Here is a 22,675-nt window from a genome sequence, read left to right on the forward strand (position 1 = left end):
GGAGGTGTGCGGCGCCGGTGCTCATTCGGACGCCGCGATGTAGAAGCCGTCCTCGTCCCAGTCGTCCGGCTCGGGCTGATGCCTCACGGACAGATCAACCCGGACTCCGGCCGGTTCCAGGGCCGTCCAGAGCCGCAGCATCATCTCCTGGCTCATGAAGTGGAAGGAGAGATCGAGCTCCTGGAGGTGGGTGAGCGGCTGTCCCTCAAGGAGGGCCGCCGCGCCCTCGTCGGAGAGCGCGCCCATGGACAGGCTCAGCGAGGTGAGCTGGGGCACCACCGTCGCGGAGGCGACCGCGCCGGCCAACTCGTCCTGGATGAAGCTGTTCTGGAGACCGAGGTGACGCAGCGCGGGCTTGCCCTCCCCGGCGAACAGGGGGGCGAGCTGCTCGACCGTGACGCCGCCGCCGTAGTTCTCGTCACCGAGCCACAGCTCCAGGCGCTCCAGCGAAGGCAGTCGGGCCGCGGCTATCCGCTCCACGGAGTCCGGGGGCAGCCCGCCGGACTCGACGCGCAGGACGCGCAGTTGGTCGTGGCCGGAGACGGGGAAGTCCAGGCCGTCCCCACCGCGCAGGCCCAGCTCCCTGAGGCCGGGGAAGGCCGCCAGGACCGGCGCGAGATCACCGAGGTAGATCGTGGAGATCATCGCCTGCTCGTCCTCCAGATCGCCGAGGAAGAGCGCTTCGAGCCCGGTCAGCCGGGGCGCCAGGCCGACCAGGTCGTCGGTCCCCAGCCCCCCGTCGCCGTCGTACCAGGGCTGTCCGAAGATGATCGCCCGCACCTTCGCCAGATCCACCGACTCGGTGAACCGCTTCCAGCAGTCCTCCGCGCTCTCCTCGTTCTCGTACGGCTCCCGGTCCAGGCGCCAGGCGACCGCGTCGGCGGGTGGCAGGTCCGCCGGGTCGGCGTACGGCGGAAAGTTGAAGGCGGGCAGTCCGTAGAACCGCTCGACATGGTGCACGTAAGACAAGGTCGGGCTCCTGAGGCTTCCGGTACGCCAGTTGGAGGTTGCCATCCTTCCGTCTCCGGCCCGTCCCTCGCACACACTTCCGTATCACTCATGCTTACCTCCCGGTGCGTACCGCACCAATTAGTCGGTACTTGTGGGCAGAAGTCCTCCGGTCGAAGATCGGAAGCGATCCCGCTCGCACCTCCCGGAGGAGCACCCGTATGTCCCCCAGTCCCAAGCCCGCCGTCTCCGTCATCGGCCTCGGAATGATGGGCACCGCCCTGGCCGCCGCCTTCCTCGGGGCCGGGCACCCGGTCACCGTCTGGAACAGATCGGCCGCCAGGACCGGACCGCTGACCGCACAGGGCGCCATTCCCGCGGACACGGCCGCCGAGGCGGTCGCCGCGAGTCCGCTCGTGGTCCTCTGCCTCAGTACGAACGACACGGTCCGTACGGTCCTCGAACCGCTCGCCGGGCAGCTCACCGGCAAGACCGTCGCGAACCTCACCAACGGCACCCCCGAGCAGGCGCGCGACCTCGCCGCCTGGGCGGCGAAGGAGGGGGCCGGCTATCTCGACGGCGGGATCATGGCCGTCCCGCAGATGATCGCCGGACCGCACGCGTACGTCCTCTACAGCGGCGCGCGCGATCTCTTCGACGCGCACCGGGAGACGTTCGCCGCGCTCGGCGGCACGACATACGTCGGCACCGACCCCGGCCTCGCCGCGCTGTACGACCTTGCGCTGCTCACCGGCATGTACGGGATGGTCATGGGTGTGATGCAGGCGTACGCCCTCGTCCGTACGGAGGCCATCGCGGCCACCGAGTTCTCGGAGCTGCTGGTGCCGTGGGTGGGCGCGATGCTCGGCTCGGCGCCCGCGTGGGCGGCGGCGGTCGACTCGGGCCGGCATCTGACGGACGTGTCCAGCCTGGCCGTCAATCAGGAGGCGTTCCCCAACCTGCTGGAGACGTTCGCCGCGCAGGGAGTCAGCACCGAGCTGTTCGCCCCGGTGCAGCCACTGCTCGACCGCGCGGTGGCCGAAGGCCACGCGGCGGACGGCCTCTCCCGCCTGGTCGACCTGCTGCGTACGGGACCGGGCACGGGACCGGGCACCGGAAGTTCCGCCATCTGAACTCCGTTGTCAGTGGGGGCCTTTAGGGTCTCCTCCATGGCGACGCTCCCCAACCCCCTGCCCGCCCTGGCCACCGACCCCTCGGGGCGGTCGGCCGGGCTCCGACTGCCGCCCGGCAAGCTGGTCGACACGACCATCGACGGGACCTGGCACGAACCACTCCTCTGGTACGCGGACGAGCCGGCGTCCCCGACGGCATGGGCCGACCTGTTGCCCGTCCGCAGGACGGCCGGGCTGCATCCGCTGCTCGTCCACGGCGGTCACCGCAAGGAGTGGCCCGGGGAGTGGGACCTGAGCCCGGATTCGGTGTCGTATCCGGGTGACCACGACGCGGAGGACGTCCTCGCCGAGTCCTGGGAGCGTCTGACGGAGGACGAGGAGTGGCCGGGCCTGGCGCCCGCGCCGGAGTCGTCCGCCGATCCCGACAAGGAAGCGGCCGAAGTCGCCTCCATCCTTACGGACGAGGGCAGTTGGATGCACGGCGCCCGGCTGGCCCTGGTGCCCGCCCGCCGCAGCGCGGACATACCGGCGGCGATCGGCTGGACGGGCCCGGTGAACCACGAGGACGACGTGGCGCGGCTGTGCGCGGTGCTGCGGTCGTGGGAGGACCGGTTCGGGATACGGGTGGTGGCGCTCACCTTCGACCAGCTGGTGGTCTCGGTGGCCGCCCCGCCGACGACGCGGGCCGAGGCGGAGGCGGTCGCGGCGGAGCACCTCGCGTTCTGCCCGGACAACCTCCACCAGGGCCGCCACACGACCCTGCCCGCGTACGCGGCACATCAGGTGCTGGGCCAGCCGGCCTGGACCTTCTGGTGGGACTGATCCGACAGGCCGCGACCCGCCCGGTCAGACCACGAACTCGCACCACACGATCTTGCCGGGATGTCGCTCCCCCACACCCCACTTGTCCGCGACCGCCGCGACGAGCATGAGCCCGCGCCCCGTCTCCCCGTACGGCTCGCGGACACTCGGCCGCCCGTCACCGCTGTCGTGCACCTCGACCCGGAACGCCCCGTCGGCGAGCAGCGACAGGCTCAGCAGGTAGCCGCGCCCCGGCGGAGCTCCGTGCACCAGGGCGTTGGTCGCCAGCTCGCTCACGCACAGCAAGACATCGTCGAGGCGGTCGCCGAGCGCCCAGTCGGCCACAGCCTCCCGTACGAACTGCCTGGCGGCGGGCACGGATCGGCGTCGCCCTCTTCCGGGAGGCGGCGGGCCTGACCCAACGCCAACTCGCGGAGCGCGCCTGCGTACACACGGAGACGATCGCGTCGGTGGAGCAGGGCCGACGGCCCCTGAAGCCTGATCTGGCGACGCTGCTGGATGAAGTGCTCTTGACGAAGGGGGCGTTGGCGACGGCGGTGGACAACATGCCGGAGACCGACCGGTACCCGGCGTGGTCGGAGCAGTACATGGATCTGGAACGCGAGGCGATCTCAATGTCGTTCTTCGCCAACCAAGTTCTGCCGGGCCTGCTCCAGACGGAGTACTACGCACGAGCGGTCATCCGCAGCAGGGTGCCCACTTTCAGCGAGGACGAAATCAACACCCGCGTCGCCAACCGGCTGGAACGTCAGGAGATCCTGCACCGAAAAGTGCCACCGACGGCCAGCTTCATCCTCTCCGAGGCGATCGTCCTGGCACAGCTCGGCGGCCCAGAGATCTACCGGGAAACGCTCCATCATCTCCGCCTCTGTGTCGACCTCCCCGGCATCACACTCCAGGTAATGCCGCTCGCACGTCAAACACACGCAGCCCTCGACGGCCCCTTCATCCTGCTGGAAACGCCGGAGCATCAGCACCTCGCCTACTCCGAAACCCAGCGTGGCAGCCAGCTCGTATCCGACCCTGACGAGGTCAGCATCCTCGCCCAGAAATATGCGATGCTGCGGACGCAGGCCCTCAACACAGAGGACACCAAGGGCCTGTTGGACCGGCTGCTAGGAGACTGATGAGCACCGCACTTGAGTGGTTCAAGTCCAGCTACAGCGGAAGCGAAGGCGGCGAGTGCCTGGAAGTCGCCTACCACTGGCACAAGTCGAGCTACAGCGGAAGCGAAGGCGGCGCCTGCGTCGAGGTCGCCGCCCACCCCGCCGCCGTGCACGTCCGGGACTCCAAGGTCACGGGCGGCCCGGTGCTCACCCTCGCCCCCGCCGCCTGGGCGGCCTTCACCGCGGACGTCGCCCGCTGACCGTCGCGCCAACTGCGCCGATCAAGTGAATACCGTTTCCCCATCTGCCGTCAGCCGTGACCTTTGAGCCGGATCTGAGGAATAGACAGACCGGAGCAAGGATGAATACGACGAGCAGACGGGATACGACCAGATGAAAGCCCCACACACCCTGACCGTCCTGGGGGCGGCGGTGCTGGCCGCCGTACTGCCGGCCACCGGCGCCACCGCGGACGAGACACATACGAATTCGCACAACGGCGGTTTCACGCTGCTCACGGTCGGACAGATCGACGACCCGGCCGAGGACGTGCTGGAACACGCGACTGTGTTCGGCGAGACGAACATGATCGAGGGCGCGGAAGCGCCGGACAGGTCCTAAGTCCTGTCCGGCGAATGGTCTCAGCGGCGAGTTCACCGAAGCGGGTCGCGATCGCCCGGAAGTGCTTGAGTCGGGCGGTCCGCGACTACCAGCCGGCCTTGACCTTGTTGTACGCGGTGCGGCATGCCGCGTCCGGGGCCTCGGCGGAGAGCTTGGTCATCGCGTCCTGCCAGACCTTCTTGGCCACGGCCTCCAACTTCCGGGTTCCGGCGGGGACGTTGGCCGCGTACTTCTTGACGGATCCCATCGTGGCGACGACGAACTTGTTGCAGGCCGGTGCGGCGGCGTCCCGGAAGCGGGTGTCGAGGTCCTTCGCCACCACGGGGCCGTTGGCCGCGGCCCAGTTGTTCCAGGCCGTGCAGGCACTCTCGGTGAGCTCCGCCTGCTCGGCTTCGGTGAGGTTGAGCGCCGCGTTCAGCAGGGCGTTCCAGGGCTCGTCGGGGACGGTGTAGCGGGTGGTGGGGAACTTCTCCTGCGTTTTGAAGATGGCCTCCGAACATGCCGGAGGCAGCGGGGCGGCCTGCATCCGGGCGCCCGCGTTCAGCATCTGAGGAGTGGCTGTCAGGGATCGGGAGGCCGGGGTCGGCGGCTGGGCCGGGGCGGTCAGCGCCTGTGCCCAGGCGGCCAGGACGGCGGCGGAGGCCACCGTGGTCGTCAGAACAGTGCGCTTCATGCGGCGAGAGGCCATGGCTGATGCTCCTTTGCGTGAGCGGGTTGGTCCGGGACGGACTGCAGCCCGATCACGGAACGATCGCGGGCCGAAACAGGACACGGGTGACTTCTCATCGCAAACAGGTGCGCCGTATGGGGACTTGGGGCAACCGGCCACATGGCGCCGACGTCGGCGGATACGACAGGAAGGCGTGACGTTCCGGCACCGTGATCGTTGTGGCGGGCACATGGGGTCGGCTTCGGTGCGGGGGGTGGTGAGGACGTGGAGGTCGGGGGTGTGCACCATGCCTACGGTCGGCGTGTGGTCCTGCGTGGCGTCGATATGCGGCTCGGGGCAGGGACGCTGTGTGGGATCGTCGGGGAGAACGGCGCCGGAAAATCAACGCTGCTGAAGATCCTTTCCGGCGAGTTGCGGCCCTCGCGCGGCACGGTCCGTCATGGCGGCCGGTTCGGCTACTGCCCGCAGCACGTCGTCCTCAACGACGCGCTGACTGTCCGGCAGCACTTGAGGTTCTTCCAGAAGGCCTATCGCCTGGCGAATCTGCGGCATGCCGAGCAGATCATGGACGTGCTGGGGTTCGCCGGATACGCCGATGAGCGGGCAGGGATTCTCAGCGGCGGGACACGGCAGAAGCTGAACGTGACGCTGGCGCTGATGCACGATCCCCAGGTGCTGTTGCTGGACGAGCCGTATCAGGGGTTCGACTGGGACACCTACCAGCGGTTCTGGGATCTCGCCGTGCGGCTGCGTGACGCGGGTCGTTCGGTGCTGGTCGTCTCCCACCTGGCGTACGACACGGAGCGCCTGGACGAGTTGTGGCGTCTGGACGGCGGGGTACTCCGCCCCGACCGGACGGTGGCCGCGTGAGGTTCCATCTGACCCGGTTCGCTCTGGCCACCGGATTCGCGCTGACCGAGCACGGCCGCAACCGCTTCGCCATGGTCCTTGTGGTCCTGTTCGTCCCTCTGTGGACGACCCTGGCCTACCTGGCGATGCCCGACTCCCCGGCCCCCCTGCGGCTTCACGCCACCGGGGAGACGCTGGCGCCCCCCGGCAATGAACTGACCGAGATCAGCGGCGCCCTCAACGCGGTCACCCTGATCACCGGTTTCATGATGTTCGCCGCCACCTTCTCCGGCAGCCGCTTCGACCGCCGGCTGGCGATGGCCGGCTACCCCCGGGCCCACCTCGTCCTGGCCAAGGTCACCGCACTGGCTCTCATCTCGGCGGCGGTCGCCGCCTACGCCACCGCGGTCACCTGCCTGGCGTGGACACCCCGCCAGCCACTGCTCCTCGCCGCCGCGCTGTTCAGCGCCGGGCTCACCTACGGCGCCCTCGGCGTCGGCTTCGGCTCGGTGCTGCGCCGAGAGGTCGAAGGCATGTTCGCCATCGTGATGACCAGCATCATCGACCTCGCGCTGCAGAACCCGGTCACGAGTTCCGGGACCGACAACCCGGTCATGCGCTACCTGCCCTCCTACGGGGCCATGCAGGCCGGCACGGCGGCGGGATTCTCCGCCAACCCTGTGCCGCGCCATCTGGCCATCCAGCTCACCTGGTTCGCCGGAGCGGCCCTGATCGCACTGATGGGCTTTCGCCGCAGCACCCGCAGCACCCTGCCCGTCGGCACACGGTTCCCCGGACCTGTGCCGGGAAGCGGTGCTCCCTCCCTTCCCGCGCCGCGCGGAACCGCCGCGCCATCGGATTCGGCGCCCGACACGGAAGCACACTGAGGTCCACGTCCCCAGATGCGCACGAAACCGCGGCCCGCCTCCGCACCCCTCGACACCTCCGTGCCCCTCGACACGGCCACGCCCGCTTCGCGCGGCCGAGCCACCCCTCGTGCGCCGAAGGACCAGGACCCCACCCTGCGGGCGGCGTACCGGCTGTGCCGTCGCACCACACGGCAGCACGATCCCGCGATCTACGCCCTCATCAAGCTGATGCCGGCCACACTGCGTCCGGCGTGCTGGGCCTTGTGGGCGACTGCGAGCGTCCTCGACGACCTGGCGGACCAACCGGATGTGGAGCCGGCCCGGCGTGCGGCCCGCGTCGAGGCGTGGACCGGCGCACTGAAACACGATCTGACGGTGGGCACGAGCGCCGATCCGATCCGGTACGCCCTGGTGGACACGGCGGGGCGGTGGCGTCTGGACCTGACCAGCCTGCGGGGCGCGATGGCCAGGACGCGGGACGACGCCCACGGCGTGCGCTTCCCCGACTGGGCCGCGTGGCGGGCCTGGTGCGGTGAGGGAGTCGTGCCCTGGGTCGACCAGGTACGGCATCTGTTCGAGCGGGCCGGTGTGCCGATGACGCTACGCCTGGACCGGCAGGCCGACTACGAGCGCTTCGTCGACGGCGCCCAGCTCACCGACGTCCTCACCGACCTGAGCACCGACCTCGCCGGGGGCCTCCTGCTCCTGCCGCGGGAAGCGCTGGAGCCCTTCCCCGGCGCGGAGGCGGATCTGGTCCGGGGCCGCTGGAGTCCGGCCGTGGCGGCCCTGGTCGCCGAGCTGACAGCTCTGGCGCGCCGACAGGTCACCAGGCCCGCCATGACGAGAGGAATGCACCCGGGTCCCGCCACGGTGCTCGACACGGCGGCCGACCTGATGCGCGCCCAACTCGACGCCGTCGAAGCGGCCGGCCCCACCCTGCTGACACGCCCCCCGCGCCCCTCCGTCGTGACCCGCGCCCGCGTGCTGGTCCCCGCCCGCCTCCGCTCGGCCCTGGCCTGGAGCCTGACCCCCCTGACCGTGCCGGGCCCCCGGCCCCCCGGGGTGGGCGCGAGCGATCCGGGCCCGGCAGCCGAGGGCACCAGGCTCCGGCCCCCGCCACCGCACCCCGACGGCATCCGGCCCCCGCGGATCGCCGCCGACCAGATGCCGTGCCATGTGGCGGTCATCATGGACGGCAACGGCCGCTGGGCCGAGCGGCGCGGCCTGCCCCGCCATGAAGGCCACCGCGTCGGCACCGCCGCCGTGTACGAGATGGTCTATGGCGCCCTGGAGATCGGACTTCGCCATCTGACCCTCTACATGTTCTCGACGGAGAACTGGAAACGCGACACGGAGGAGATCACGACGATCCTGGACACGGTCCGACGCGAACTCGACGCGGGTCCCTTCCGCGATCTGAACGTGCGCCAGCGCTGGTCAGGCCGTCCCGACAAACTGCCCCAGGACCTCGTCGATGCCCTCAGGCGCGAAGAGCACCGCACCCGCGGCCACACCGGACTGACTCTCACCACCTGCATCGACTACGGTGGCCGCGACGAGATCACCCGGACCGCCGCGGCACTGGCCCAGGCAGCCCGAGAAGGCGAGGTGGACCCCCACCTCCTCGGCGAGGACGACTTCGCCCGCCATCTGCCCCACCCCGACATGCCGGACGTGGACCTGCTGTGGCGCACCGGCAACGAGCAGCGCACCTCCAACTTCCTTCCCTGGCACGCCGCTTACGCGGAGTTGTACTTCACCCCGGACTACTGGCCCGACAGCGACCGACGTGACCTGTGGCAAGCCATCACCGAGTACAGCCGGCGCCAACGCCGCCACGGTGCTGTCCCCGCCCCCCTCACCAGAGACCCTGTGTCGGACAACGCCTAGGGGTACTCGTTCGGGTCCTGCTCGACCGCCGTCTCCCACTTCGCGGCGCCGCCGAGCGGATACTCGAACGACGGCCGCCCCTTCGCGCCGCTCGTACGGAACGGCTTCCCGCGGTCGTCGATGCGGACCGTGCCCTCCCGGCCGCCGCTGGACCACTCCAGTTCCAGGTACCAACTGACGTAGCGAGCGGAGGCGTTCGCGGTGATGTGGAAGACCTCCGGGTCCGACTCGCTCACCTTGTACGGGAAGTCCCGCTGCCCGCCCTTCGTTACGACGCTGGGGCGGCCCGCGTCCAGGTCGACGCCGAACGTCCTGGTCGTCACGCCGCCGCCGCAGCCGACACCCGTGCCGAAGTCGTTCCAGGCGAGAGGTGCCTCGCTCCCCACCACCCGGACGTTCAGTCTGTTGAGGACGACGGTCTCGCTCCCGGTGCCCTGGATGGCCAGTTCGATGAACTGGCTCCCGCTGGAGACCGCGCCGAGCGCGGCCACCCAGCCGGGCGCGTCCGGCTCGTTCGGGGGCGGGGGGACCTCCGTCGCGGGGCGGTCCACGAGGTAGCGCTGAGTGCACGGGTCCTCGAAGGCGTACGGCTTGGTGCTCACCGTCACCGGCACTCCGCCGACCGCCCGCTCCCCCTCCCCGTTCCCGGCGTCGCCGCCGCCCTTCTTGCCCTTCGGGGTCTCCCGGGCCGTCGGACTGGCGTCGGGCGAGGGGGACTTGCCCGCGGAAGGTGATCCGGAGGGCGACGCCGAAGGCGGGGCCGACTTCGACGAGCCGCCTTCCGAGACCTCGGACGCGACGGACGAACGGCCGGTCGACGGATCGTTCAGGGGCCCGAAGACAAGAGCGGGTACGGCGACGGCCACGACGACCGCCGCGGCGGCGAGCGTGATGTACAGACGCTTCCCGCGTCCCGACGCGGACGCGTCACCCTCGGGCGTACCGGTCTCGGGCGCCGGGGCCCCGGCCGGTGCGGCCGGCTCGGCCTCCGGGGCTTCGGGGACAGCCGCCACGGCCTCGGCGGGGGCGGACGGCACCGCCGCCCGCGACCGCCGCCGCGCCTCGTCCGCGAGGATCCACCGCCGGTGCAGCTCCACGAACTCCTCGCCCGTCGCCCCGCACAGCCGCCCGAACCGCTCGGCCGCCGAGAAGTCGGCGGGCACGGCGTCCCCGTTGCAGTAGCGGTGAAGTGTGGACGTACTGACGTGGAGCTTCGCGGCCAGCACTCCGTAGCTGCGCCCCGAACGGTCCTTCAGCTCGCTGAGCAGTTCAGCGAAAGCCCTGGCCTCGGTCGTCGCCACTCGTAGTTCCCCTCTACGTACGTGTGCCACAGTGCGCGGCCGTTCCAGGAACGCGTCCCAGGGAAACATCGTTCCCGCAGGTCACAGCGGTCTCAGCGTTCCAGCTTCCCCCATTGTCCCCTGTGGATTGCGGCCGGTTCCAGCCGCCCCGCAAGGTGAGTGCAGCACCCGCCGAACGAGGGGGAAGCGATCCGAACCCGAATCCGCGACTGCCTCGTCGATGCCGTCGCCGTCTGCGTACTCATCGCCTGTACAGCCGTGCTGCTCGTGCTCATCAACCGCTACTGACCGCACCACAAAAACGGGAGACACACACTCATGCGTAACCTTCGTTTCCGCTCCGCCGCCACCACCGCCACCACCGCTCTCGTGGCCGCACTCGCTCTCACCGCCTGCCAGCCCTCGGACGCGGTCGGCTCCACCCCGAAGCCCGAATCCACCGTCGCGGCCACGGACGAGCCGGACTCCAGGGCGAGTGACGAGCCGCAGGCGCCCGCCGACCGGAGCGCGGACAACGGCGAGGACAGCGGCGCCGGCGACAGCGCCGGCAAGACCGGCGGCGACAAGAGCGCCGGCAACGACAGCGCCGGCAAGGGCAACGGCACGAACAAGACCACCACCTGCACCGGGGACAACACCAAGGTCACCGTCACCGAGGTCGCCCGGCCCATCAACCACCTGCTGGTGACCGCCACCAACACCGGCAGCGGCAACTGCCACGCCTTCTACGCGCCCCTCCTCGGCTTCGACGACGCCCAGGCCGTCACCCAGATCAACGAGGACAGCCGGCCGCAGGCAGTGGTCACCCTGTCGCCCGGCCAGTCGGCCTACGCCTCGATCGCGCTGGGCGGCGACGGTTCCCCGGACATCGCGGCGTACAAGCTCAGCGTCCACTTCGCGGGCCGCGACAACCAGGGCTCGGTGGGCTCGGCCGCGGACCTCACCCTCCCGAAGGGCACGATGATCGCCGACAGCACGTCGGTCTCCTACTGGCAGACGGAGATGGCCGACGCGCTGATCTGGTAGCAGGTGACGCGCGGGCGCCTCAGAGCGCCCGCGCGACCTCCGTCGCCCAGTAGGTGAGGATCATCCCCGCGCCCGCCCGCTTGATCCCCGTCAGGCTCTCCAGGATCGCCTTGTCACGGTCGATCCAGCCCTTCTCCGCGGCCGCCTCGATCATCGAGTACTCACCACTGATCTGGTACGCGGCGACGGGCACGTCCACCTCGGCGGCCACCTTCGCCAGAACGTCCAGATACGGCCCGGCCGGCTTCACCATCACCATGTCCGCGCCCTCTTCGAGGTCGAGCGCCAACTCCCGGAGGGATTCACGGGAGTTGGCCGGGTCCTGCTGGTAGGTCTTGCGGTCGCCCGTCAGCGAGGAGCCGACCGCCTCCCGGAACGGGCCGTAGAACGCGGACGAGTACTTCACCGCGTACGCCAGAACAGCGACGTCCTCCTTGCCGATGGTGTCCAGCGCGTCCCTGACCACGCCGACCTGGCCGTCCATCATCCCGCTGGTACCCACCACGTGCACGCCCGCGTCGGCCTGCACCTGGGCCATCTCCGCGTACCGCTCCAGGGTCGCGTCGTTGTCGACGCGCCCACCGGCGTCGAGCACCCCGCAGTGGCCGTGGTCGGTGTACTCGTCCAGACAGAGGTCCGACATGATCACCAGGTCGTCGCCGACCTCCTCGCGCACCGCCCGGACCGCCACCTGGAGGATTCCCTCCGGATCGGTGCCGGCCGTGCCGGTCGCGTCCTTCTTCGCGTCCTCCGGAACCCCGAACAGCATGATCCCCGAGACACCCGCCGACACGGCGTCGACGGCCGCCTTCCGCAGCGTGTCCAGGCTGTGCTGGACGACCCCGGGCATCGCCGAGATGGCCACGGGCTCGCCGGCACCCTCCCGCACGAACGCGGGCAGGATCAGGTCGGCCGGGTGCAGCCGCGTCTCGGCGACCATGCGCCGCATCGCGGGGGTCGTCCGCAGCCGACGGGGCCGGGTACCGGGGAAGGAACCGTACACAGTCATGGTGAGTGCCTCATGAGTCCGGAAAGGGCGGTTGTTCGGTGCCCTTCCACGCTACGCCGAGCGGCCGGCTCTCCGGGACGGGTGCCCCCGCCCCGGGGGGCCACCGCTCATGTCGTACGCCGCCGCCTCGACCCCGGTCGCCGCTCACTCGGCCGGGTGACCGTTTCTCCGGCCTCCCGAGCCGCCTCCCGGCGCGCCGCGCCGAACGCTGCCAGCGCCTCCGCCAGCTTGTGCACCGAAGGCTCCGGCGCCAGCACGTCCACCCGCAGCCCGTGCTCCTCCGCCGTCTTGGCGGTCGCCGGACCGATGCACGCGATGACGGTCACGTTGTGCGGCTTGCCCGCGATACCGACCAGATTCCGCACGGTGGACGACGAGGTGAACATCACCGCGTCGAACCCACCGCCCTTGATGGCCTCCCGCGTCTCGGCGGGCGGCGGCGACGCGCGTACGGTCCGGTAGGCCGTGACGTCGTCGACCTCCCAGCCCAGCTCGATCAGCCCGGCGACCAGCGTCTCCGTGGCGATGTCGGCGCGCGGCAGGAACACCCGGTCGATCGGGTCGAAGACCGGGTCGTACGGCGGCCAGTCCTCCAGCAGCCCCGCGGCGGACTGCTCACCGCTGGGCACCAGGTCCGGCTTGACACCGAAGTCGACCAGCGCGGCGGCGGTCTGCTCGCCGACCGCGGCGACCTTGATCCCCGCGAAGGCACGGGCGTCGAGCCCGTACTCCTCGAACTTCTCCCTGACCGCCTTCACCGCGTTGACCGACGTGAAGGCGATCCACTCGTAGCGCCCGGTGACGAGCCCCTTGACCGCGCGCTCCATCTGCTGGGGCGTACGCGGCGGTTCGACCGCGATGGTCGGGACCTCGTGCGGTACGGCGCCGTACGACCGAAGCTGGTCGGAGAGCGAGGCGGCCTGCTCCTTCGTACGCGGGACGAGCACCTTCCAGCCGAACAGCTGCTTCGACTCGAACCACGCGAGCTGGTCGCGCTGCGCGGGCGCGCTGCGCTCCCCGACCACGGCTATGACCGGCTGATGCCCGGACGCCGACGGCAGGACCTTCGCCTGCTTCAGCGTGAGCGCGATCGTGCCGAGCGTCGCGGACCAGGTGCGCTGCCGCGTCGTGGTACCGGCGACGGTGACCGTCATCGGCGTGTCCGGCTTGCGTCCGGCGGCGACGAACTCGCCCGCGGTCGCGGCGACCGTGTCGAGCGTCGCCGAGACGACCACCGTGCCGTCGCTCGCGCCGAGCTCTGTCCAGCAGCGCTCACCGGCCGTACGGCTGTCGACGAACCGGACGTCGGTGCCCTGCGCGTCCCGCAGCGGCACACCCGCGTAGGCGGGCACCCCCACCGCGGCGGCGATACCGGGCACGACCTCGAAGGGAATCCCCGCGGCGGCGCACGCCAGCATCTCGGCGCCGGTGTCGCCGTCGAGACCGGGATCCCCGGTCACCGCACGGACGACCCGCTTGCCGCCCCGCGCGGCCTCCATGACAAGATTGACGGCATCCCTGATCGCGGGGATACCGGCGGCTGTTGACGCATCGTCAACAATCGTCAGCTCAGGCGTGCTCACACCCGCACGCGCATGGCCGCGTACGAGTTCGAGCACATCCGGCTCGGCGATCAGTACCTCCGCCCCCGCGAGCGCCTCGACGGCGCGGAGTGTCAGCAGACCCGGATCTCCGGGTCCGGCACCGAGGAAGGTGACGTGCCCTGATGCGGAGACTGCCGGATGGTCGGCGATGGGGCTCAAAGTGCTCGCTCCCCCATAAGACCGGCCGCACCCTTGGCGAGCATCTCGGACGCGAGTTCGCGACCGAGCGCGACGGCGTCGCCGTGCGACGTGGGTACGGGACCGGTGATGGACAACTGCACGAGCGTCGAGCCGTCGGTCGTGCCGACGACGCCCCGCAGGCGCAGTTCGTTGACAAATCGCGCGTCCTGTCCGTCGCCCAGCAGGTCGGCCAGCGCACCCACAGGTGCGCTGCAGCCGGCCTCCAGGGCGGCGAGCAGGGAACGTTCCGCGGTGACGGCGATCCGCGTGAGCGGGTCGTCGAGGCCGGCGAGTGCGGCGGTGAGTTCCAGGTCGGAAGCCACGCATTCGACGGCGAGTGCCCCCTGGCCGGGGGCCGGCAGAACGGAGTCGACCGACAGGAAGTCGGTCACCTCGTCCGTCCTGCCGAGGCGGCCCAGACCGGCCGCGGCCAGCACGACCGCGTCGAGTTCACCGCCGTGCACGTAGCCGATACGGGTGTCGATGTTCCCGCGTATCGGCACGGTCTCTATGAGCAGGCCGTGGCTACGGGCGTGCGCGTTGAGCTGCGCGGCGCGCCGCGGGGAGCCCGTACCGATCCTGGCGCCGTGCGGCAGCCGGTCGAGGGTCAGCCCGTCGCGTGCGACGAGCACGTCCCTGGGGTCCTCACGGCGCGGTACGGCGGCCAGCGCCAGGCTCTCGGGCTGCGCGGTGGGCAGGTCCTTGAGCGAGTGGACGGCGAAGTCGACCTCGCCGCGCAGCAGCGCCTCGCGCAGCGCGGTGACGAAGACACCCGTGCCGCCGATCTGCGACAGCTGCTCACGGGAGGTGTCGCCGTACGTGGTGATCTCGACGAGCTCGACGGCCCGCCCGGTCAACTCCCTCACGGCGTCGGCCACTTGCCCGGACTGGGCCATGGCCAGCTTGCTGCGCCTGGTCCCGAGTCTCAGTGTCTTCCCGGTCATACCCGCCCTCGGTTCTTGACGTCGACCGCTGTGCGGTCGCCGACCTCGTTGCGGTCCGCCCGGCTGACGGCGGCGACCGTCTGCGGGTCGAGGTCGAAGAGTTCGCGCAGCGCGTCGGCGTAACCGGCACCGCCCGGCTCACCGGCGAGTTGCTTCACCCGCACGGTCGGGGCGTGCAGCAGCTTGTCGACGACGCGGCGCACGGTCTGCGTGATCTCGGCGCGCTGCCGCTCGTCGAGGCCGGGGAGCCGGCCTTCGAGACGAGTGATCTCGCTGGTGACGACGGAGGCGGCCATGGCGCGCAGGGCGACCACGGTCGGGGTGATGTGGGCGGCGCGCTGGGCGGCGCCGAAGGCGGCGACCTCGTCGTTGACGATCCGCTTGACCTGGTCGACGTCGGCGGCCATCGGGGCGTCGGCGGACGCCTCCGCGAGGGACTCGATGTCGATCAGCCGGGCGCCGCGCAGCCGGTGGACGGCCGCGTCGATGTCGCGGGGCATGGCGAGGTCGAGGAGCGCGAGCTCCCGGCCGCCGGTGAGGGCCGCCTCGACGGCGTCGGCGGTCAGCACGAGCCCGGTGGCGCCGGTACAGGAGACGACGATGTCGGCACGTGTCAACTCGGCGTCGACGGCACCCATGTCGACGGCGCGGGCCCTGACCCCCGTACCGCCGGGCTCGCCCAGGATCGTCACCAGCCGGTCCGCGCGGGCCGCGGTGCGGTTGGCGACGACGATCTCGGCGACTCCGGCCCGTGCGAGGGTCGCGGCGGCGAGCGAGGACATCGACCCGGCGCCGATCACCAGCGCCCGCCGGCCCCCGACCCAGGCCCGTACGTCCGCGCCCGCGGCGAGCTGTTCGAGACCGAAGGTGACGAGCGACTGCCCGGCCCGGTCGATCCCGGTCTCGCTGTGGGCGCGCTTGCCCACGCGCAGCGCCTGCTGGAAGAGGTCGTTGAGGAGACGCCCCGCGGTGTGCGACTCCTGGCCGCCGGCGAGCGCGTCCTTGATCTGGCCGAGGATCTGCCCCTCACCGACGACCATCGAGTCCAGTCCGCAGGCCACCGTGAAGAGATGGTGGACGGCGCGGTCCTCGTAGTGCACATAGAGATAAGGGGTCAGCTCGTCCAGACCGACGCCGCTGTGCCGGGCCAGGAGCGTGGACAACTCGGCGACGCCCGCGTGGAACTTGTCCACGTCCGCGTAGAGCTCGACCCGGTTGCACGTGGCGAGGACGGCGGCCTCGGTCGCGGGCTCGGCGGCGAGCACGTCCTGAAGGAGCTTGATCCTGCTGTCCGGAGACAGCGACGCCCGGTCCAGCACGCTCACGGGCGCGCTGCGGTGGCTCAGACCGATGACCAGAAGACTCATGCCGGCATCACGGCGGGGACTTCCCCGTCGGGTCCCTTCCGGCTCGCGGCGGTGGAGCGGATCGGCGGCGGGGTGCCGGCCTCGGCCGCGGCGGCTTCCTCACCGGCCTTGCGCTGCTCGTGGAAGGCCAGGATCTGGAGCTCGATCGAGAGGTCGACCTTCCGCACGTCCACACCGTCCGGCACGGTCAGCACGGTCGGCGCGAAGTTGAGGATCGAGGTGACGCCGGCGGCGACGAGGCGCTCACAGACCTGCTGGGCACCGCCCGCCGGGGTCGCGATGACCCCGATGGAGACGCCGTTGTCGCTGATGATCCGCTCCAGCTCGTCCGTGTGCTGGACCGGGATCCCGGCGACCGGCTTGCCCGCCATCTCGGGGTCGGCGTCGATCAGCGCGGCGACCCTGAAGCCGCGGGAGGCGAATCCGCCGTAATTGGCGAGCGCGGCGCCGAGATTACCGATACCGACGATGACGACCGGCCAGTCCTGGGTGAGGCCGAGCTCACGGGAGATCTGGTAGACGAGGTACTCCACGTCGTACCCGACACCCCGCGTGCCGTACGAGCCGAGATACGAGAAGTCCTTGCGCAGCTTCGCGGAGTTGACCCCGGCGGCGACGGCGAGTTCCTCGGACGACACGGTGGGTACGGAACGCTCGGAGAGTGCGGTGAGCGCCCGCAGGTACAGCGGGAGCCGGGCGACCGTGGCCTCGGGGATTCCTCGGCTACGGGTCGCCGGTCGGTGAGTTCGGCCAGTTGCCACGGTGCTCCTGCGGGATGAGCGGGGCTGCAGGCGGCCGTATGTCCCAGGACCGCCCCGTCCTGTGCAGGTTATGCCTTTGTGAACGCGTGCACAAAGATTGTGTCCGCTTTGTCCGCGCAAAGTGACCGGCGTCACGCGACCCGTTCGAGGGATCTTGGAACCCTCGACCGCGCCGGCCCGTTCAACCCATGATGGGGGCAAAGCAGTACAACTCCTCATGACCACGCCCCCGAGACCGCTTTCTCCGCGCCCGCCGGAGCCGGTCGTCCCGGCTCTTCGGAAAAGGCTCGGCAAAGCGCCCACGATCGTAACCGTCTTTCTGTCAGGTCCCCAGTTCCTTGCGGAGCCGATCGGCGTCCACGCGCCAGAAAGTGTGCTGCTCGCCGTCCACGAGGACGACCGGGATTTGCTCCCAGTAAGCGCGGTGCAGCTCTTCGTCGACCGTGATGTCCTTCTCCTCCCAGTACGTCCCGGTCTCGGCGCACACCTCGGCCACGACGGCGCGCGCGTCGTCACAGAGATGACAGCCGGGTTTGGAGACGAGCGTCACCACACGCTCGGCCGGATTCTTCTTCTTGCGACGCAGGAGAGGACTCATGACATCCATTCTCCGCGTCCCGCGGTGCCCCTGGCCCCCGGCCTGCTGGGCGCCGCCTCCCCGACCCGTTCACACCTCGTCCTCCGCCTTCCCGGAGAGTTCACACCGACGGCACCCCGGCGCGTCCGGAAGTACCGAACAGACTGACTATGCTCACGCTATGGCCGCACTGGGATGGCTCACCCCCCGCAAGCGCTCCGCGACAGCACGGAGCGTGCTCGCGGGTGAGGCCGCGGCGGAGGCAGGACTCAAGTCGTCGCAGGAGATGGACGGAGTCGGCGCGGCACCGACAGGCATCGCCGACCCGGCCGTGCCCGACTTCCCCGTCTTCGGTGACGCGCGCGCCGCCGCCTTCTTCGACCTGGACAACACGGTCATGCAGGGCGCCGCGATCTTCCACTTCGGACGCGGGCTCTACAAGCGGAAGTTCTTCCAGCGCCGTGAACTGGCCAGGTTCGCCTGGCAGCAGACCTGGTTCCGGCTGGCCGGCGTCGAGGACCCGCAGCACATGCAGGACGCCCGCGACAGCGCGCTGTCCATCGTCAAGGGCCACCGGGTCTCCGAGCTGATGTCCATCGGCGAGGAGATCTACGACGAGTACATGGCCGACCGCATCTGGCCCGGCACACGCACCCTCGCCCAGGCGCACCTCGACGCCGGGCAGCAGGTCTGGCTGGTGACCGCCGCGCCCGTCGAGACCGCCACGATCATCGCCCGGCGCCTCGGCCTGACCGGCGCGCTCGGCACCGTCGCCGAGTCGATCGACGGTGTCTACACCGGCAAGCTGGTCGGCGAGCCGCTGCACGGCCCGGCGAAGGCCGAGGCGGTACGGGCGCTGGCCACGGCCGAGGACTTCGACCTGGACCGCTGCGCGGCGTACAGCGACTCGCACAACGACATCCCCATGCTCTCGCTCGTCGGACATCCGTACGCGATCAACCCGGACAGCAAGCTCCGCAAGCACGCCAAGGACCGCGAATGGCGGCTGCGCGACTACCGGACGGGCCGCAAGGCGGCCAAGGTCGGCATCCCGGCGGCGGCCGGGGTCGGCGCGCTGGCGGGCGGCACGGCCGCCGCGGTGGCGCTCCACCGACGCCGCCGCTGACCCGCCGGCCCCCTGTCCCGCGGGCCCACTCAGCCACAACAGATCACGTCAGCTGACAGATCGTGACGTCAAGCGATCAATTACCGCTCACGATGTGCTACTGGATTCGCCGTATAGGCGTAACAGAAGCGACGTAATCGATGATTTGAGCAACTGGGTGTAGTGCTGCCTGTACGAAGCGTTATTCTCCTCAGACGCATACCGGACCCCACACGTCGCCACGACGAGTGAACGGTCCAGCACTGAACGTGATGGAAGCTCTGCCTCTGGGAGTCCCGTGTACCCACACGTCGGGGTTGACGCCTCGGGCCTGGCTACGCTGCGCGCATCGGTCCTCGACCGCTTGCGCGGCTTCGTCCCCACCGCGTACGCCGTCCCCGCCTTCGCCGCCGCGGCCCCTGCCGTGAGCGGCCCGATTGGTCCTTGCTATGCCCTGGCGAACGGTGGTGCGGCGGTCGGCAGAAGGGGAAGCCGTAACAGCGGCACCACCTCCGCCTCCACCCCTGTCCGCCGCCCCACGGCGGACAGCGACAGCGCCCGCATGATGGAGCTCGTCGAGCGCGCCCAGGCCGGCGAGGCCGAAGCGTTCGGAAGGCTGTACGACCAGTACAGCGACACCGTCTACCGCTACATCTATTACCGCGTGGGCGGCAAGGCAACCGCGGAGGACCTCACCAGTGAGACCTTCCTGCGCGCCCTGCGCCGTATCTCCACGTTCACCTGGCAGGGCCGAGACTTCGGCGCCTGGCTGGTCACGATCGCGCGGAACCTGGTCGCCGACCACTTCAAATCGAGCCGCTTCCGACTGGAAGTGACCACCGGCGAAATGCTCGACGCCAACGAGGTCGAGCGCAGCCCGGAGGACTCCGTCCTCGAGTCCCTCTCCAACGCCGCACTGCTCGAAGCCGTACGGAAACTCAACCCCCAGCAGCAGGAGTGCGTGACCCTGCGCTTCCTGCAAGGGCTCTCCGTCGCCGAGACCGCCCGGGTCATGGGGAAGAACGAAGGAGCGATCAAAACCTTGCAGTACCGGGCCGTGCGTACGCTGGCCCGGCTGCTCCCGGAGGACGCCCGCTGACACTTCGCGACACACGTCGATACGTGACGACCGGCCCGGCGCACCCTTCAACTCACCGTCGGTGACGCCTCGATGACGCGCTGGTCCGATCATCTTTCGCGCGTAACCCAAGTGCCGCGACGCTCGTTGTGCGGGAAGCAGGCTCCCTGGATGCGCTCAAGGCGTGCAACCTTCCGAACCCCCAGGGGAGTCGATCGTCATGACGAGAGGAGGTGCCGCCAGTGATCGCGAATGTCTCGGCACACCGGCGGGCGAACGCCTTCGCCCAGGCCCTGGAAGACCGGACGCCCCAGGGCGAAGCGGCGGAGCAGCCCGCCGCGTCGGCCGAACCGACTGAGCAGGGGCGGCTGTTGGCCCTGGCGACCGGTCTCGGAGAGCTACCGAGACCCACGCTGGACCCCGAGGTCAAAGTGGTGCAACGGGCACAGCTCGTGGCAGCCATGGAGGCCATGCTGCTGGAAGGCACAGCGGGCGGACCCGCGTCCGCGGGACCCGCGGTGCCCGAACAGCGGCGGACATCGGGGAGAGGAGCCCACCGGGCGTCCCGGCTCCGCAGATTTCGCCCCAGATCCCGCTGGTCGAAAGGGCTCGCGGCCGGAGGTCTCACCGTCGGTGTGGCCGCCGGCGCCTTCGGCGGAGTGGCCGCCGCCAGTTCCGACGCCCTGCCCGGGGATTCGCTGTACGGGCTGAAGCGCGGGATGGAGGACTTCAAACTGGGTCTGGCCGACGAGGACGCCGACCGCGGTGGTCTCTACCTCGACCACGCCTCGACCCGGCTGAGCGAAGCCCGCCGACTGCTTGAGCGTGGCCGTTCCGGCGTGCTCGACCACGAATCGCTCGGCGAGATCCGCCGGGCGCTCAACGGCATGAAGCACGACGCCACCGAGGGCCACCGGCTGCTGAACCAGGCGTACGAGAAGGACGGCAAGATCAAGTCGATCGCGACGCTCTCCTCGTTCTCCGCGTCGCACCGCGCCATCTGGGACAACGTGCGCCACCAACTGCCACCGCAGCTGAGCGACGTGGGCAGTCAGGTCAACTCGGTGTTCGACGCCATAGACGAAGACGTCGCCCCGCTGCAGTCCCTGCTGCCACGCACACCCGACAAGGACCGGCGCCCGCAGGATCCGGGCGGCGCCGCCAAGGAGTCCCACGGCTCGGGCGGCGGTCCGGACGCCGGCCCGTCGCCGTCGGAGTCGGCCCCCGACACGGGCCGTACGGACGACGGCGGTAAGCCGAGCCCGTCAGGTCCCGGAGCCCCGGAGGACGACGGGCTGCTGCCCGCCTCCCCCGGCGATCTGCTCAACCCGCCGTCGGGCAACGACCTTCCGTCGGCGCCCGGCCAGGGCGGCCTCCCGCCGGGCCCGGACATCACGATCCCGCCGCTGCTGCCCGACCTCCTGCCGGGGCTGGGCATCGACACGGAGGACGTGGACTGACCCAGGCGCGGTATCCGAGTGGAGGCGAGGGCCGTGAGCCCTCGCCTCTTCGCTTCCGTGCTGTCGGACGTGCTGCCGGAGGTCCTGTCGGAACGCGCCGTCACACGCCGTCAGAAGAAGACGGACCGCCGCTGTACGAGCAACTTGTAGAGCGTGTGCTGGATCTGCTCCCGCACCTGATCGGTCAGGTTGAACATGAGCATCGGATCCTCCGCCGCCTCCGGCGGATAGCCGTCCGTCGGGATCGGCTCGCCGAACTGGATCGTCCACTTCGTCGGCAGCGGCAGCGCGCCCAGTGGCCCGAGCCACGGGAACGTCGGCGTGATCGGGAAGTACGGGAATCCCAGCAGCCGGGCCAGGGTCTTGGAGTTGCCGAGCATCGGGTAGATCTCCTCCGCCCCGACGATCGAGCACGGCACGATCGGCACACCGTGCCGCAGCGCGGTCGAGACGAAGCCGCCACGCCCGAAGCGCTGCAACTTGTAGCGCTCGCCGAAGGGCTTTCCGAGGCCCTTGAAGCCTTCCGGCATCACTCCGACGATCTCACCGCGCTGGAGCAGCCGTTCCGCGTCCTCCGCGCAGGCCAGCGTGTGACCGGCCTTGCGCGCGAGCTCGTTGACGACCGGGAGCATGAACACCAGATCGGCGGCGAGCAGCCGCAGATGGCGGCCGGCGGGATGGTTGTCGTGGACGGCGACCTGCATCATCAGGCCGTCGAGCGGAAGGGTGCCGGAGTGGTTGGACACCACTAGGGCGCCGCCGTCGGTGGGGATGTTCTCGACGCCCTTCACCTCCACGCGGAAGTAGTTCTCGTAGAGCGGCCGGATCAGCGACATCAGGACCTGGTCGGTGAGTTCCTTGTCGTACCCGAACTCGTCGACCTCGTAGTCGCCGGTGACCCGGCGCCGCAGGAAGGCGAGGCCGTGGGCGAGTCGCCGGTCCCAGGGGCCGGCCACGGGCCGGGCCTCGGCATCGGCCTCGGCCTCCGGTCCGGTCTCATTCTCGTTCTGTACGCCGTCCGACCCCGCGGCGCCGGCCTGACTCGGATGCGACGGTGCCGCGTCCGGCGCGGCAGGATCGGGGTTCCGCGCGTCGCCGGTCCCGTTGTCCCGCGAGCCGTCCGGCTGATCGGGAACGGACGAGAGCGACTGCTGCCCCGAACCCGACTGGGACGAACCCGACTGGGAGGAGGCGGATTTGGACGAGGCGGATTTGGCGCGCCCCTGGGCACGCTTCGCGGCGGCGTCCTTCGCCGCCTTCGAAGCACCGCCACCGGCACCGGCCGCGCCGCCCAACCGCGCCGCGCGCCGTGACCGGGGCTCTTCGCCGAAGGGGATGACCTTGGCATCGGCCAT

At 70.4% G+C, this 22,675-nt stretch carries 23 protein-coding genes; 12 read left to right on the plus strand and 11 right to left on the minus strand.

The genetic code is table 11. The annotated features are described in order from the left end of the window. Positions 1 to 21: 21 nt before the first annotated feature. Entirely contained in the window at positions 22 to 960 is a 939-nt protein-coding gene (locus IEY79_RS14185; RefSeq protein WP_308426669.1) for an STM4015 family protein, read from the minus strand. A 209-nt stretch (positions 961 to 1,169) separates the two neighbouring features. Here IEY79_RS14185 and IEY79_RS14190 point away from each other — a divergent pair, with 209 nt between their 5' ends. Both IEY79_RS14190 and IEY79_RS14195 read left to right on the plus strand, forming a co-directional pair. Then, positions 1,170 to 2,081: an NAD(P)-dependent oxidoreductase gene (locus tag IEY79_RS14190; protein WP_189107777.1), complete on the plus strand. Its 912-nt coding sequence runs from the start codon at positions 1,170 to 1,172 to the stop codon at positions 2,079 to 2,081. Between the two features lie 36 nt (positions 2,082 to 2,117). Further along, positions 2,118 to 2,903 (plus strand): DUF4253 domain-containing protein, encoded by a 786-nt coding sequence (locus tag IEY79_RS14195; protein WP_189107778.1) that lies wholly within the window; start codon positions 2,118 to 2,120, stop codon positions 2,901 to 2,903. A 24-nt stretch (positions 2,904 to 2,927) separates the two neighbouring features. Here IEY79_RS14195 and IEY79_RS14200 read toward each other — a convergent pair whose 3' ends face one another. After that, on the minus strand, positions 2,928 to 3,260 hold the full coding sequence (locus tag IEY79_RS14200) for an ATP-binding protein (RefSeq protein ID WP_189107779.1): 333 nt from the start codon (positions 3,258 to 3,260) through the stop codon (positions 2,928 to 2,930). A gap of 35 nt (positions 3,261 to 3,295) precedes the next feature. Between IEY79_RS14200 and IEY79_RS14205 the strand changes: the two genes are divergently transcribed. The 3 genes from IEY79_RS14205 to IEY79_RS14215 all read left to right on the plus strand — a co-directional run bounded on the left by IEY79_RS14205 (position 3,296) and on the right by IEY79_RS14215 (position 4,630). Beyond that, a complete protein-coding gene (locus IEY79_RS14205) occupies positions 3,296 to 4,030 on the plus strand; it encodes a helix-turn-helix domain-containing protein (protein ID WP_373292538.1) in 735 nt (244 codons plus the stop codon). Further along, positions 4,030 to 4,269 carry a DUF397 domain-containing protein gene (locus IEY79_RS14210; RefSeq protein ID WP_189107780.1) on the plus strand — a complete coding sequence of 80 codons (240 nt, stop codon included), beginning with the start codon at positions 4,030 to 4,032 and terminating at the stop codon, positions 4,267 to 4,269. The genes IEY79_RS14205 and IEY79_RS14210 overlap by 1 nt, the downstream gene beginning before the upstream one ends. A 133-nt stretch (positions 4,270 to 4,402) precedes the next feature. Further along, entirely contained in the window at positions 4,403 to 4,630 is a 228-nt protein-coding gene (locus tag IEY79_RS14215) for a hypothetical protein (protein WP_189107781.1), read from the plus strand. Between the two features lie 85 nt (positions 4,631 to 4,715). Here the strand turns inward: IEY79_RS14215 and IEY79_RS14220 are convergent, their stop codons facing one another. After that, positions 4,716 to 5,318, minus strand: coding sequence for a hypothetical protein (locus tag IEY79_RS14220; RefSeq protein ID WP_189107782.1), 603 nt, complete (start codon positions 5,316 to 5,318; stop codon positions 4,716 to 4,718). Between the two features lie 246 nt (positions 5,319 to 5,564). On the opposite strand from IEY79_RS14220, the gene IEY79_RS14225 reads away from it, so the two are divergent. The 3 genes from IEY79_RS14225 to uppS are packed head-to-tail and all read left to right on the plus strand — an operon-like array spanning position 5,565 to position 8,908. Next, a complete protein-coding gene (locus tag IEY79_RS14225; RefSeq protein ID WP_189107783.1) occupies positions 5,565 to 6,170 on the plus strand; it encodes an ATP-binding cassette domain-containing protein in 606 nt (201 codons plus the stop codon). Further along, positions 6,167 to 7,036 (plus strand): ABC transporter permease, encoded by an 870-nt coding sequence (locus IEY79_RS14230; protein ID WP_189107784.1) that lies wholly within the window; start codon positions 6,167 to 6,169, stop codon positions 7,034 to 7,036. The genes IEY79_RS14225 and IEY79_RS14230 overlap by 4 nt, the downstream gene beginning before the upstream one ends. 15 nt (positions 7,037 to 7,051) lie before the next feature. Further along, entirely contained in the window at positions 7,052 to 8,908 is a 1,857-nt protein-coding gene (gene uppS, locus IEY79_RS14235; protein ID WP_189107785.1) for a polyprenyl diphosphate synthase, read from the plus strand. Here the strand turns inward: uppS and IEY79_RS14240 are convergent. Next, the gene (locus IEY79_RS14240) at positions 8,905 to 10,209 is read right to left on the minus strand and encodes a helix-turn-helix domain-containing protein (protein ID WP_229700859.1); all 1,305 of its coding nucleotides are present in this window, start codon (positions 10,207 to 10,209) and stop codon (positions 8,905 to 8,907) included. The genes uppS and IEY79_RS14240 overlap by 4 nt on opposite strands. A gap of 318 nt (positions 10,210 to 10,527) precedes the next feature. Between IEY79_RS14240 and IEY79_RS14245 the strand changes: the two genes are divergently transcribed. After that, positions 10,528 to 11,235: a DUF4232 domain-containing protein gene (locus tag IEY79_RS14245; RefSeq protein WP_189107787.1), complete on the plus strand. Its 708-nt coding sequence runs from the start codon at positions 10,528 to 10,530 to the stop codon at positions 11,233 to 11,235. 19 nt (positions 11,236 to 11,254) lie between these two features. On the opposite strand, the gene hemB is transcribed toward IEY79_RS14245, so the two are convergent. The 6 genes from hemB to IEY79_RS14275 all read right to left on the minus strand — a co-directional run bounded on the left by hemB (position 11,255) and on the right by IEY79_RS14275 (position 17,698). Beyond that, the gene (gene hemB / locus IEY79_RS14250; RefSeq protein WP_189107788.1) at positions 11,255 to 12,244 is read right to left on the minus strand and encodes a porphobilinogen synthase; all 990 of its coding nucleotides are present in this window, start codon (positions 12,242 to 12,244) and stop codon (positions 11,255 to 11,257) included. A gap of 107 nt (positions 12,245 to 12,351) precedes the next feature. Next, complete coding sequence (locus IEY79_RS14255; RefSeq protein ID WP_189107789.1) at positions 12,352 to 14,007, minus strand: bifunctional uroporphyrinogen-III C-methyltransferase/uroporphyrinogen-III synthase; 1,656 nt, start codon at positions 14,005 to 14,007, stop codon at positions 12,352 to 12,354. Then, positions 14,004 to 14,972, minus strand: a complete 969-nt coding sequence (gene hemC / locus IEY79_RS14260) for a hydroxymethylbilane synthase (RefSeq protein ID WP_189107790.1) — start codon at positions 14,970 to 14,972, stop codon at positions 14,004 to 14,006. Before hemC ends, IEY79_RS14255 begins: the two co-directional genes overlap by 4 nt. After that, positions 14,969 to 16,339 (minus strand): glutamyl-tRNA reductase, encoded by a 1,371-nt coding sequence (locus tag IEY79_RS14265; RefSeq protein WP_189107791.1) that lies wholly within the window; start codon positions 16,337 to 16,339, stop codon positions 14,969 to 14,971. Before IEY79_RS14265 ends, hemC begins: the two co-directional genes overlap by 4 nt. Continuing rightward, positions 16,336 to 17,100 (minus strand): redox-sensing transcriptional repressor Rex, encoded by a 765-nt coding sequence (locus IEY79_RS14270; RefSeq protein ID WP_189107792.1) that lies wholly within the window; start codon positions 17,098 to 17,100, stop codon positions 16,336 to 16,338. Before IEY79_RS14270 ends, IEY79_RS14265 begins: the two co-directional genes overlap by 4 nt. Before the next feature lie 322 nt (positions 17,101 to 17,422). Then, positions 17,423 to 17,698: a glutaredoxin family protein gene (locus tag IEY79_RS14275; protein WP_189107793.1), complete on the minus strand. Its 276-nt coding sequence runs from the start codon at positions 17,696 to 17,698 to the stop codon at positions 17,423 to 17,425. Between the two features lie 160 nt (positions 17,699 to 17,858). Between IEY79_RS14275 and IEY79_RS14280 the strand changes: the two genes are divergently transcribed. From IEY79_RS14280 to IEY79_RS14290, 3 genes are all read left to right on the plus strand, one after another. Next, positions 17,859 to 18,803: an HAD family hydrolase gene (locus IEY79_RS14280; RefSeq protein WP_189107794.1), complete on the plus strand. Its 945-nt coding sequence runs from the start codon at positions 17,859 to 17,861 to the stop codon at positions 18,801 to 18,803. A 277-nt stretch (positions 18,804 to 19,080) separates the two neighbouring features. After that, positions 19,081 to 19,881 (plus strand): ECF subfamily RNA polymerase sigma factor, BldN family, encoded by an 801-nt coding sequence (locus tag IEY79_RS14285; RefSeq protein WP_189107795.1) that lies wholly within the window; start codon positions 19,081 to 19,083, stop codon positions 19,879 to 19,881. 221 nt (positions 19,882 to 20,102) lie between these two features. Continuing rightward, positions 20,103 to 21,320 (plus strand): DUF5667 domain-containing protein, encoded by a 1,218-nt coding sequence (locus IEY79_RS14290; protein ID WP_189107796.1) that lies wholly within the window; start codon positions 20,103 to 20,105, stop codon positions 21,318 to 21,320. 110 nt (positions 21,321 to 21,430) lie between these two features. On the opposite strand, the gene IEY79_RS14295 is transcribed toward IEY79_RS14290, so the two are convergent. Further along, positions 21,431 to 22,675, minus strand: coding sequence for a lysophospholipid acyltransferase family protein (locus tag IEY79_RS14295; RefSeq protein WP_189107797.1), 1,245 nt, complete (start codon positions 22,673 to 22,675; stop codon positions 21,431 to 21,433).

The sequence above is a fragment of the Streptomyces camponoticapitis genome (genome assembly GCF_014646115.1).
Lineage (GTDB): Bacteria > Actinomycetota > Actinomycetes > Streptomycetales > Streptomycetaceae > Streptomyces > Streptomyces camponoticapitis.